General features: G+C 55.9%; 8 protein-coding genes, 2 tRNA genes and 3 rRNA genes. 2 read left to right on the forward strand and 11 right to left on the reverse strand.

What is annotated here, in order from left to right:
* Nucleotides 1–42: 42 nt before the first annotated feature.
* The 6 genes from rrf to ATHL_RS13535 all read right to left on the reverse strand — a co-directional run bounded on the left by rrf (nucleotide 43) and on the right by ATHL_RS13535 (nucleotide 6,177).
* A 5S ribosomal RNA gene (rrf, locus tag ATHL_RS13510) occupies nucleotides 43–159 on the reverse strand.
* A 77-nt stretch (nucleotides 160–236) separates the two neighbouring features.
* Nucleotides 237–3,203 (reverse strand): 23S ribosomal RNA (locus ATHL_RS13515).
* Nucleotides 3,204–3,504: 301 nt separating this feature from the next.
* Nucleotides 3,505–3,577, reverse strand: a tRNA-Ala gene (locus ATHL_RS13520).
* 37 nt (nucleotides 3,578–3,614) lie between these two features.
* Nucleotides 3,615–3,688 (reverse strand) — tRNA-Ile (locus ATHL_RS13525).
* Between the two features lie 142 nt (nucleotides 3,689–3,830).
* Nucleotides 3,831–5,333 (reverse strand): 16S ribosomal RNA (locus ATHL_RS13530).
* Together the 16S, 23S and 5S rRNA genes with 2 tRNA genes alongside form the textbook arrangement of a ribosomal RNA operon.
* 412 nt (nucleotides 5,334–5,745) lie before the next feature.
* Nucleotides 5,746–6,177: a CBS domain-containing protein gene (locus ATHL_RS13535; RefSeq protein ID WP_062194870.1), complete on the reverse strand. Its 432-nt coding sequence runs from the start codon at nucleotides 6,175–6,177 to the stop codon at nucleotides 5,746–5,748.
* 200 nt (nucleotides 6,178–6,377) lie between these two features.
* Between ATHL_RS13535 and ATHL_RS13540 the strand changes: the two genes are divergently transcribed.
* Together ATHL_RS13540 and hpt are read left to right on the forward strand one after the other, a co-directional pair.
* Entirely contained in the window at nucleotides 6,378–7,667 is a 1,290-nt protein-coding gene (locus tag ATHL_RS13540) for an MFS transporter (RefSeq protein ID WP_062194873.1), read from the forward strand.
* Between the two features lie 130 nt (nucleotides 7,668–7,797).
* Nucleotides 7,798–8,367, forward strand: coding sequence for a hypoxanthine phosphoribosyltransferase (gene hpt / locus ATHL_RS13545; protein ID WP_062194876.1), 570 nt, complete (start codon nucleotides 7,798–7,800; stop codon nucleotides 8,365–8,367).
* Nucleotides 8,368–8,441: 74 nt separating this feature from the next.
* Here hpt and ATHL_RS13550 read toward each other — a convergent pair whose 3' ends face one another.
* From ATHL_RS13550 to ATHL_RS13570, 5 genes are all read right to left on the reverse strand, one after another.
* Nucleotides 8,442–8,708, reverse strand: a complete 267-nt coding sequence (locus ATHL_RS13550; protein WP_201797984.1) for an EscU/YscU/HrcU family type III secretion system export apparatus switch protein — start codon at nucleotides 8,706–8,708, stop codon at nucleotides 8,442–8,444.
* A gap of 70 nt (nucleotides 8,709–8,778) precedes the next feature.
* A complete protein-coding gene (locus ATHL_RS13555; protein ID WP_062194878.1) occupies nucleotides 8,779–10,107 on the reverse strand; it encodes a hypothetical protein in 1,329 nt (442 codons plus the stop codon).
* 82 nt (nucleotides 10,108–10,189) lie between these two features.
* Nucleotides 10,190–11,404, reverse strand: a complete 1,215-nt coding sequence (locus tag ATHL_RS13560; protein WP_062194883.1) for a flagellar hook protein FlgE — start codon at nucleotides 11,402–11,404, stop codon at nucleotides 10,190–10,192.
* Nucleotides 11,405–11,491: 87 nt separating this feature from the next.
* The gene (locus ATHL_RS13565) at nucleotides 11,492–11,908 is read right to left on the reverse strand and encodes a TIGR02530 family flagellar biosynthesis protein (protein ID WP_062194885.1); all 417 of its coding nucleotides are present in this window, start codon (nucleotides 11,906–11,908) and stop codon (nucleotides 11,492–11,494) included.
* Between the two features lie 2 nt (nucleotides 11,909–11,910).
* Entirely contained in the window at nucleotides 11,911–12,321 is a 411-nt protein-coding gene (locus tag ATHL_RS13570) for a flagellar hook assembly protein FlgD (protein ID WP_062194887.1), read from the reverse strand.
* Nucleotides 12,322–12,338 lie beyond the last annotated feature (17 nt).

Consider the following 12,338-nt stretch of genomic DNA (forward strand, 5'->3'; position numbering starts at 1 on the left):
ATCCGGTGCCACAAAGGTGGGGGTAGAAGAATCAAAAAAGTCTCTTGGCAATGACCTACTCTTCCAGGGGGTCGCCCCCCAAGTACCATCGGCGCTGACGTCCTTAACGACCGGGTTCGGGATGTGTCCGGGTGTACCAACGTCGCTCCTATCACCAAGAGACTTTCTCTTCACTTTAGAATAGCTGAGCCTTTCGGCGCTCTCTGCCCAGGAAAAGTACAGAGTTCTCCGTACCACGCGCAAAGCCCTCGATCATTAGTACGGCTTAGCTCCATGCATTACTGCACTTCCACATGCCGCCTATCTAGCTGGTCGTCTCCCAGCGATCTTACTCCTTTTCAGGATCCAGGGATCTTATCTTGAGGCGAGTTTCCCACTTAGATGCTTTCAGCGGTTATCTCTGCCAGACTTAGCTACCCAGCGCTGCCGTTGGCACGACAACTGGCACACTAGCGGTCTGTCCACCCCGGTCCTCTCGTACTAGGGGCAGCTCCTCTCAAATCCCTTACGCCCACAGCGGATAGAGACCGACCTGTCTCACGACGGTCTGAACCCAGCTCGCGTACCGCTTTAACGGGCGAACAGCCCGACCCTTGGGACCTTGTCCAGCCCCAGGATGCGATGAGCCGACATCGAGGTGCCGAGCGAAGTCGTCGATGTGAACTCTTGGACTTCACCAGCCTGTTATCCCCGGGGTAGCTTTTGTCCGGTAAGCCACGTCCCTTCCACTCAGAAACGTGGGATCACTAAGCCCGACTTTCGTCTCTGCTCGACGCGTTGGTCTTGCAGTCAAGCTCCCTTCTGCCTTTGCACTCTCCGGCAGGTTTCCATTCTGCCTGAGGGAACCTTTGGGCGCCTCCGTTACCCTTTAGGAGGCGACCGCCCCAGTCAAACTGCCCGCCTGCCACGGTCCCCCTGCCCGCTTCGGGCCAGGGGTTAGGGTCTAAACACGATCAGGGTGGTATTTCACCGGCGGCTCCACCGAAGCTTGCGCTCCAGCTTCTCAGCCTCCCACCTATCCTACACAGACCGTGCCCAAACTCAATGACAGGTTGCAGTAAAGCTCCACGGGGTCTTTTTGTCCTGCTGCGGGTAGGCCGCATCTTCACAGCCATTTCAATTTCGCCGGGCCCTTCGTCGAGACACCGCTCTAGTTGTTACGCCGTTCGTGCGGGTCGGAACTTACCCGACAAGGAATTTCGCTACCTTAGGACCGTTATAGTTACGGCCGCCGTTCACCGGGGCTTCGGTTCAGAGCTTCACCTCCCTCTCGGGCGGCTTACCCCTCCCCTTAACCTTCCGGCACTGGGCAGGCGTCAGCCCCTATACGTCGTCTTTCGACTTCGCAGAGACCTGTGGTTTTGTTAACCAGTCACTAGAGCCGCTTCGCTGCGACCACACCAGGCTCTTTTCATCACCCAGTATGGCACCCCTTCTCCCGAAGTTACGGGGCCATGTTGCCTAGTTCCTTGACGAAGGTTCTCCCGTTCACCTTGGTATTCTCTACCCATCTACCTGTGTCGGTTTGCGGTACAGGCTCCCAACTCTCTTCGCTTAGAGGCTTTTCTCGGCAGCTAGGTTCTGCTCACTTATGCCTCGGGGGCTCGCCACGAGACCTCAGCTCAGCCCAGGGTTTTCCCTCCGGGCCTCTTCGCCTGTCGCCTCATGCACCCGCACCACCATTCGCGGGCTGGCTTCCCTTGCTGCGTCCCCTCTTCACTCCAGTTGGCAGGTACCGGATTGTTGACCGGTTTCCCATCGACTACGCCTTTCGGCCTCGCCTAAGGACCTGACTAACCCGACGCGGATTGACCTGCCGTCGGAAACCTTAGATTTTCGGTGAACACGCTTCTCACGTGTTTTGCGCTACTCATGCCTGCATTCTCACTTCCGCCCGCTCCAGCACTCCTTCCGGTATGCCTTCCCCGCTGGCGGAACGCTCCCCTACCATCCACTACCTCTTCAGTAGCAGATCCATGGCTTCGGTATCAGACTTAGCCCCGTTAAGTTTTCCGCGCAGAATCACTGAACCAGTGAGCTATTACGCACTCTTTCAAGGATGGCTGCTTCTAAGCCAACCTCCTGGTTGTCTCGGTAACTCCACATCGTTTCCCACTTAGTCTGTATTTCGGGACCTTAGCCGATGGTCTGGGCTGTTTCCCTCTCGACCACGAATCTCATCACCCGTAGTCCGACTACCTCCCTCTCCAACTGTGGCATTCGGAGTTTGTTTGAGTTCGGTAAGCTCTAAGCCCCCTCTCTCATTCAGTGCTCTACCTCCACAGTTCAACAGGAGGCGCTAGCCCTATAGCTATTTCGGGGAGAACAAGCTATCTCCAGGTTCGTTTGGCATATCACCTCTACCCACAGCTCATCCCCTAATTTTGCAACATTAGTAGGTCCGGGCCTCCACAGGTCGTTACACCCGCTTCACCCTGGCCATGGGTAGCTCACCTGGTTTCGTGTCTAATCCTTGCAACTCTTCGCCCTCTTCAGACTCGCTTTCGCTACGGCTCCGGGTGTCTCTCCCTTAACCTCGCTACAAGGATTAACTCGCAGGCTCATTCTCCAAGAGGCACGCTGTCAGGCCTGGCGCTGCGCACCTGCATCTCTGCAGAGCACCATCACACCATTAGCCCTCCAACTGCTTGTCAGCTTACGGTTTCAGGTTCTATTTCACTCCCCTCACCGGGGTACTTTTCACCTTTCCCTCACGGTACTTGTCCTCTGTCGGTCGCCAGGTGTATTTAGCCTTGGAGGGTGGACCCCCCAGCTTCCTGCCGGATTAGCGTGCCCGGCAGTACTCAGGGTTCCGGCTCGGAACGCTTCGTTTTCGTGTACGGGGCTCTTACCCTCTCTGGCAGGCTGTCCCACACCTTTCCACTAACTCTACGTCCCTTCTTACCGGCCCTTCAACCCCGGACTGTTCCCAGCCCGGTTTGGGCTCTTTCCCTTTCGCTCGCCACTACTCGGGAAATCCTTTCTTTTCCTCCGGGTACTTAGATGTTTCAGTTCCCCGGGTTCCCTTCTCTCTGCCTATGTGTTCAGCAGAGGATGATGGAGGTTCGCTCCACCGGGTTTCCCCATTCGGATACCTGCGGATCTCCGCCTGTTCACGGCTCCCCGCAGCTTTTCGCAGTGACCCACGTCCTTCTTCGGCACCTGGCACCAAGGCATCCTCCGTAAGCCTTCGTAGCTTTGTCACGTCGTACGGAGATCTCCCGTACTCTTCCTTCCTTACTTCCTTCTCGGCTTGCTTGATGCGCCTTTCTCTCAGCTATTCCTTTGTTAACGTGCAGTGCAGGCCTCCCTTGGCCTCTCCCAGCCCCCTACCTGAGTAGGGTGCAGGAAACACCCAGGGAAACTACCAGCCATTTCTTTTTCAAAAGTTCAAGCGGCCCGGCTCTCCGCCAGACCGCTTGAGCAGTCAGCGCGGATCACCTCTCAAAAAATCAGGCCATTTCGTGTCTATCCAAACCTACGTCCAACTCCTTCTTGGCCAGGTGGAGATGAGGGGACTCGAACCCCTGGCCTCCGCCGTGCAAAGGCGGCGCTCTCCCAACTAAGCTACATCCCCGGTTTTCGGGCGCAGCTCCCCTTCTCTGGAGAGCCAGTGGGCCTTTCAGGGCTCGAACCTGAGACCTTGCCCTTATCAGAGGCACGCTCTAACCAACTGAGCTAAAGGCCCGATTTCCAGCACCTCAACAACTGAAGAGTGATAAGGAAGGGAAGCTGAGGCTCCCTTCGCCCCCGCGACCGCTCACAGGGGTCTTTTTTCGTCTTCCAAGGTTCGAGAGCCAGGCCTCAGCCTCACTCTCCAACCTCCCTAGAAAGGAGGTGATCCAGGCGCACCTTCCGGTACTCCTACCTTGTTACGACTTCGTCCCAGTCACCAGTCCCACCCTCGACGGCTCCCTCCCTCGCGGGTTAGAATACCGGCTTCAGGTGTTACCAGCTCCCATGACGTGACGGGCGGTGTGTACAAGGCCCGGGAACGTATTCACCGCAGTATGGCTGACCTGCGGTTACTAGCAACTCCGTCTTCATGCAGTCGGGTTGCAGACTGCAATCTGAACTGAGACCGGCTTTCTGGATTGGCTCCACCTCGCGGTTTCGCGACCCATTGTACCGGCCATTGTAGCGTGTGTGTAGCCCAGGATATATAGGTCATGCTGACTTGGCGTCATCCACACCTTCCTCCGGCTTAAGACCGGCAGTCCCGTGTGACACTTGTAACACACGGCATGGGTTGCGCTCGTTAGCGGACTTAACCGAACATCTCACGACACGAGCTGACGACAGCCATGCAACACCTGTGCAAGCTCCCCGAAGGGTCGCTCCGCTTTCGCTTCACTACCACTTGCATGTCAAACCCTGGTAAGGTTCTTCGTGTAGCATCGAATTAAACCACACGCTCCGCTGCTTGTGCGGGCCCCCGTCAATTCCTTTGAGTTTTAACCTTGCGGCCGTAGTCCCCAGGTGGTGAACTTATCGCGTTTGCTCCGGCACAGACGGATTTCAACCCGCCTACGCCTAGTTCACATCGTTTACGGCTAGGACTACCGGGGTCTCTAATCCCGTTCGCTCCCCTAGCTTTCGCGTCTGAGCGTCAGTTGCAGCCCAGAGAGCCGCCTTCGCCACTGGTGTTCTTCCGAATATCTATGCATTTTACCGCTACACTCGGAATTCCACTCCCCTCTGCTGCACTCTAGCCAGGCAGTCTTGAACGACCTCTCCCAGTTAAGCCGGGAGCTTTCACATCCAACTTACCTCGCCGCCTACACGCGCTTTACACCCAGTAAATCCGGATAACGCTCGTCTCCTACGTGTTACCGCGGCTGCTGGCACGTAGTTAGCCGAGACTTCTTCCTCAGGTACTGTCCTTCCTCATCCCTGAGAAAAGCGCTTTACAACCCGAAGGCCTTCTTCGCGCACGCGGCGTTGCTGGGTCAGGCTTTCGCCCATTCCCCAATATTCCCTACTGCTGCCACCCGTAGGTGTATGGACCGTGTTTCAGTTCCATTGTGGGGGGTCACCCTCTCAGGCCCCCTACCCGTCATCGCCTTGGTGGGCTTTTACCCCGCCAACTAGCTGATGGGACGCAGGCCCCTCCCAAAGCGCCTTCCGGCCTTTCCTCTCACCCCTCTAACCCGTGAGAGCTCATGCGGTATTAGCAGACCTTTCGATCTGTTATCCCGCTCTTCGGGGCAGGTCACCAACGCGTTACTCACCCGTTCGCCACTAAGACACCATCACTGATGCCTCCGTCCGACTTGCATGTATTAGGCACGCCGCCAGCGTTCATCCTGAGCCAGGATCAAACTCTCCGCATTATCTTTGCGTTTTACCACTCTTTCAAGTGGTTCTTCCTTCCCTATCCAGGACCCTCGCTCCTTCCTTACCACTCTTCAATTGTTAAGGTGCAACTCCCTCGAACCCTTCACCACAGCCGACAAAAATTCCGATGCCTTCTCATCACTGCGTTGACATCGGCTTCCGTCCATGATGCTTTCGGGTCCGAAACCCTTATTCGCTTGTTATCGATCCGCTTTTCGGCAAGACCTCTTTCGTGTTGGGCGTGTTTTATTATACGCGTTTCTCACTGCTTGTCAAGAGGTTTTTGGGGGAATTTTCCCGCCCACTTAATCACAGTGAGGAAACGCTTTTCCTCACACCCTGCTTTCGGCCAAATTATACCTGCCCTCTCAGCCCTGTCAAGGCCTGATCGAAGGCTTCTCCTTTTACTTATTCCTTTGGCTTGGATGCCAGGTTTTTGATCATCTCGCGCTGCCGGTAGATGATATTTTTCACCACATCCCCAATCGAGATCACTCCAAAAACATGCCCCTCAGCCACCACAGGCAGATGGCGCACCCGACGGTTGGTCATGATCTCCATGGCTTCTTCTACGGTCTGATCCGGATGAATCGTAAACACATTGCTGCTCATGATCTCTCGCACCAGCGTATCTCGCGAGGTCTTCCCCACCAGGATCACCTTTCGGGCATAGTCCCGCTCAGAGATAATCCCCACCAGTCGGTCGCCTTCCATCACCAGCAGGGCTCCCACGTCTTTATCAGCCATCATGCGCAGGGCATCATACACAGTTGCATCAGGTGAGATCGACCACACGTCGGGCCCTTTGACCTCCAGAATATGTCGCGCAGTGTTTATCATGGGAGTGCCTCCTTGAGTAAATACCATCGAAAAAGTCCATTTTTAGTATACTCTGCTCCACCTCCAAGGGCAAGCGGGGTGAGCATAGAATCCATTCCGAATCACCCGATCGGATGAGCAGGTTTTTTCTTCACCTTAAAAAAGGGGCTTCGAATTGTGAAACCGATTACAATTGATTTATCCTGTGGTCGGTCACATCTATGAAATTATCCAGCCATCCCCTTATTCTGACACTGAAAAACCTGACCGGCAATGCCCGCGGGGCAGTCTTCACCGAGCCCCTGTGGGGCATTCCTTACAACCTGTACGCCCCTTACATTTCGATTTACATGCAGGCTTTCAACCTCACCGATTCCCAGATCGGTCTCATCGTCAGCATCGGCCTGGTGGGTCAAATCATCTTCTCTCTGCTCAGTGGGGTGATCACCGATAAGCTGGGCCGGAAGCGCACCACCCTGATCTTCGATATCCTCTCCTGGTCGGTTCCCACCTTCATCTGGGCCATCGCCCAGAACTTTACCTACTTTGTCGTGGCCGCCATCATCAATTCTCTCTGGCGTATAACCCACAATTCCTGGAGTTGCGTCCTGGTCGAAGACACCGACCCCGACCTGCTGGTAGACATCTACGCATGGATATACATCGCCGGGCAGATGGCAGTCTTCTTTGCTCCGCTGGCCGGTGTGTTCATCAATAAATTCGGGCTGGTGCCCACCATGCGCGGTTTGTACCTCTTCGCCTGCGTGATGATGACCGCTAAATTCCTCATTATGAATGCTATGGTCACCGAAACCCGCCAGGGCATGATCCGTATGCAAGAGACTCGCGATCAGAGCCTGTGGTCCATGCTGGGGGAGTATCGCAGGGTATTGCGCCAGATCCTCGCCACCCCGCAGACGCTCTACACCCTTGGCATCATGCTGATCATGAGCATCGCTACCACGGTAAACGGCACATTCTGGGCCATCCTGGTGACTGCAAAATTACACATCCCTGCTGATCACATCGCTCTGTACCCCTTTGCCCGCTCAGTGGTCATGCTTATTTTCTTTTTCATCGTCATTCCGCGGGTTCGCTCCATGCACTTCCGCAACCCCATGTTACTGGGTCTGGGAGGGTATATCCTGGCTCAGGCGTTGCTCATCACCATTCCCGAGAAGAATTATCTCCTCCTACTGCTTTCCGTTTTGATCGAAACCTGCAGTTACGCTGTGCTTGGGACGCAAATCGACCGAATGCTTGTTGTGACTGTCGACGCGGAGGAACGCGCCCGGATCCTTGCATTGCTCCTGGTGATTCAGGTGGCACTCACCTCACCCTTCGGCTGGATCGGAGGATTGCTCTCTTCGATTAACCGCGATTTACCCTTCCTGATGAACATCGTTTTTTATCTTGTCGGGATTGCGCTGGTCATCAGGGCTTCCCGCTTGCCCGCCCCAACCGGAAACAAGTTCCTTCAGGCTGAGGCCGTCGAACCTCCTGCCCGCTAGGCTATCACCCTTGAGCTATACCCATCCAGGCCTAAGTGTGATAAAAATACAGCATTCCGGCCGCATTCGCTTTGGAGCGGGCGGGAAGGCTATTCACATCTACATGCAACAGGCGTAAGAGGAGACCGATATGGGGCTGCCTACCAATTTCCGATATGACTTTATCGATAAAGTTCTGATCACCCCTGAACAGATCGAGAGACGCGTCACCCAGCTGGGCATGGAGATCACGGAAGATTATCAGGACTCAGAAAAACTGATGCTCCTCGGCCTGCTCCGGGGGAGCGTCATGTTCATTACCGATCTGATGCGGCGCATCCACCGCCCCCTGACCATGGATTTCATGTCGGTCTCCTCCTACTCAGGGAGTGAGAGCTCCGGTTTCGTGCGCATTGATCACGACCACAAAGCCAGCATCGCCGGCTGGGATGTGATCCTGGTGGATGACATCATCGACACTGGCCTGACCATCCACACCGTGCGTAAGATTCTCCTTGACCGGAATCCGCGCAGTCTGCGGATTTGCGCCCTGCTGGATAAACCCGACCGCCATAAAAAGAACATTCATATCGATTACTGTGGCTTCTCCATCCCCGACGAGTTTGTGGTCGGTTATGGCCTGGATATCGACGAAAAAGGGCGCAACCTGCCATACATTGCCTCGGTCAACCTCCAAAAATACCGCGGCCTCTCATCCTGAAGCCTCGCAAAGCGGGCCACACCGCTCGAAGACCTTGGGACAATGCGTGAAAACGCCCTGGAAACCCGGACTGGTTATAGAGAATCCCGGTCAGGAGAGCGCCCGGCCACACGATAGATATAAGCCAGCACTTCAGCCACCACCTGATACAGCTCCGGGGGGATTTCTTCCCCCACATGTACGGTCGCCAGTGCCGCTGCCAGAAGAGGATCATCATGGATCGGGATATGGTTCTGACGAGCCAGAGCCAGAATTTGCTCGGCCATTTTTCGTTTTCCACTGGCCACTACCCGGGGAGCAGCATCGCGCATCGCATCATACTGCAGGGCTGTTGCAGTCAATGGAGCCGATCTCCCCGCTTTTCTCTCGCCCGTTGCACTTTCCTTAACTTTGAGCCTGCGGTAAACCACCTTACACCTCCAGGTCTACAGCGTGCAGTGGTTTCGAAGCCGGGGTTGGCACAGACAATTGCCCCATTTTCTCAGGGGTTCCCGCCATCACCTGCCCCCCCTGAAAGATATACCCCAGATGCTCCAGCCCGGCCTGAAGTGAGGGCAGTTCCTGCTCTGCCTTTGGTACAAGCTCTGCGCCCGGCACGGTAATCACAGCCCGGATGCTTTTTTCCACCAGCATCAACTCCGCCTGCATCATCCTTCCGGGTTCTACATCCACCTGAATGGTGAGCCCGGTTGAACCGGGGCACCCCGCACCCACCCCCTTACCAGACCGCCGTGTAACACGCAGGCGCGCCTCAAGCCAGCGCTCCGGGGTCTTCTCTCCCCCAGGCAGGTGCAGTAAAAAGGTCAGAGTTTCTCCCTGGCGTGCATTTTCGGCCGAGTTTAGCAACTGGAGCGGCCGCAGATCATCCAGGAAAGCCTTAATCGCCCCGGCAACCTCTTCAAAACCATTCTCGACCAGGAGTGCCTGTAAACGCCCCAGGGTGATCAGGCTCTTTTCTGGCCAGAGGGGAGAACCAGAACTCACCTGAGCTTCAAGATGATGCTCCATGGAAGACCCAAGGAGTTGCACTGCCCGTCCAAGGCGCGCCGCCAGCTCAGCCGGAGCCGCATCCCACTGAACGATGACCTCCTCAAAAAACTCCAGTGATGAAAGCAGCATCTCCCTGAGCGGCCCGGCGATCTGTTTCTCCTGAAGCAGTTGCCTTAACAGCGTCACCAGTTCCGGCACCTCTTCAGCCAGTGAACGTTGCTGATGGAGCAGCAATGCCAAGCTTTCAGCGGTAATCGGAAGCCCTACCGCGCTCATCGCAGCCGCCAGACCAGCCTCTGGTTCTCCCCACTCCCCGAGTCCATCCAGAGCCGCCCGCAGACCGCGGAAAAGATCGGCGGAAACCTGCAGCCCCTGATTTAAAATCGCCCGTGCCAGCATCAGGTTAGCGGGGTCTTCCGGTAAACCAAACTGACCGAGCAAATGGGCCGCCAGTTCCTGTCCGGCCGGGTCTACCGCCAGGGGAGCACTGGAGACCAGCTTCAGAGTGACCTCCTGAGGAGACACCTGCGATACAATGAACCGGGCAGTTTTCTGGCCGCGCAAAGCGGCCGCCTGTTCTGGAGAGGTAAGCTGGGCTACCATCGGGTACCCATCGACTGAAAGCACGGCCTGCACATCACTCACATGGAGAATCTCAGCCGTCACCCGCGTGAATGGTTTGAACGCCAGGTCGTATCGCTGCGCCGGGTCAAGCGGGGTAACTGCCAGGGGAGGAGAGGGTATCACCATACCAGCGTTTTTAGAAGCCCCTTAAGCAATACAGGGCGGGCAGGGGAGGTGCGCGAACACCCTGCCCGCCCATGCATCAGAATTACCGTTTCAGGTTGACCAGTTCCTGAATAATTTCATCCGAGGTCGTGATCACCCGTGACGAAGCCTGAAAGCCCCGCTGAGCGAGGATCATGTTGGTAAATTCCTGGGCCATATCTACATTGGAACCTTCCAGGTAACCAGCGGCAATCGCCCCACGCCCGGCGGAATTGGCCGCTCCGATCTGTGGATCGCCTGAATTTAGCCCCTGCTGGAACATGGTATGGCCGGTGTGGATCAGTCCGGCGGGGTTGGTAAATCGCGCCACCGCAATCTGGCCCACCTGTTCTCTCATCCCGTTGGAATACACCAGGAAGATGGCCCCGTCATTGGGGGTAATATAAACATCCGTGATATCGCCGGCGGCCAGGCCATCCTGGCTGGTGACCGCCGTACTGGTAGGGGCAGAGAGCATGGTCAGGCTGGTCAGGTCAAGCGTTGCATTGATCGGGTTCGCCCCGGCACTCCCCGGCACAGTCAATACCGATCCCGTACTGGAAGCGTAATGGCCATTGGCATCAAATGTAATGGTGCCATTTCCCGCTGCTCCTGCCGGCGCGGTAGCTGACCACGACCAGGTGCTGTCGCCTGTGCGGGTGAAGGTCACCGTCGCAGTATGAAGCTGGCCCAGCGAGTCATAAATACCCATAGTCGTATCCACCGTATCACCCACCTGAGCATCTGCGCTGAGGTTGCCGCCAAAGATAGCATTCTGTGTGGCACGGGCAATGGTACGGTTCTGGGGAATTTGAATATTATTGGGCGGAAGGTTGGTATCTACCACGCCCGAGGCATTCACCATCCACCCCTGCACGCGTAAACCGGTGCTGGCATTGACCAGAATGCCTGCCGAGTCGAGGGTAAGCGATCCCTCACGGGAATACCGGCGCTGGGCACCCTGATCATACACAAAGAACCCGTCTCCCTGAATGGCCAGATCAAGGTTCCTCCCCGTAGCCTGAAGTGCTCCCTGGGTAAAAATGGGAGAAATATACCCCGTCTTTACGCCCAGCCCAACCTGCGTAGGATTGGTTCCCCCCAGGTTGGCAGCCGGGCCAGACCCCGGGTTGAGCATCTGATAAAACTGATCCTGGAAAAGCACCCGGCTGGTTTTATAACCAATGGTATTGGCATTCGCAAGGTTATTGGCCACCACATCCAGATAACTCTGGTGCAGGTTGAGCGAGCTGATAGCAGTAAACATAGAGCGTAACATGATTGAATCTCCTTTCGGTTTTGCACAGGCTTCCTCCAGGAGGGCCGGCCTGTGATATGAATGATTTTGAAAAACAGACTCCGATCTCTATCCTTTGAGGTCGACACCCGAACGCGACTGCAAAGGATCGGCAAACACAACACTGTCAATCTGGGTGAACACACCCTCGCCGCGCTGGCTGGCATCTAAAGCGGTCACCACCAGACGATCACGTACATTCACGATGAACGCCAGATCATCCACCAGCACCAGCGAAGACTTGCCGCCGCGTTTTTCGGCTTTATCAATTGCCTCCGCCAGGCGCGAGACGTTCTCCTCGCTGAGTTGCAGATGACGTTTTTCCAGCCGTTGTTGCGCATGGTTGGAGAACCGCACCTGCTGGGTCTGTGAAAGCACTTTCGCAAAGGTCGGAGAATTGCCCGCCTGATGCCCTCCCGATGCCCGCTGAGATTGCGGTTCACGCTGATTCACCCGTTCAAGCTGAACATGAAAAGGTTCGCCCATACTTATTTCCCTTTGATCTCTACTACCTGATCCAGGGGAGCTTTCTCACTTCCTATCTGCACGTACACCTTGTTCTTTTCCACGGCCACGCCAGTGACCACTCCTTCCAGTAGCGTCCCATCCTCACGGTTGAGCCTTACGGTCTTCCCAATCAAGCTGGCAGCGTACCCTACGCGGTTCGCTGAGACCATCTGATCGAGCAATGTACGCATCGACTGCAATTCCTGCGCCGAACTGAGCTGGGTGAACTGCGACATCATTTCCGCATCCTTCAACGGCTCAAGCGGGTTTTGGTGGGTCAGCTGGGCCATCAGCATTTTCATGAACACATCGCCGTCCAGCACAGCCCGGTTTCCCTGGAGAGGCTGCGCATTCCTCGAAGAAGACGCACCCGTAACAGATTGCACCTGCATCCAGACCTCCTTTTCTG

It is taken from the genome of Anaerolinea thermolimosa, assembly GCF_001050195.2.
In the GTDB taxonomy this organism is placed as follows: Bacteria; Chloroflexota; Anaerolineae; order Anaerolineales; family Anaerolineaceae; genus Anaerolinea; species Anaerolinea thermolimosa.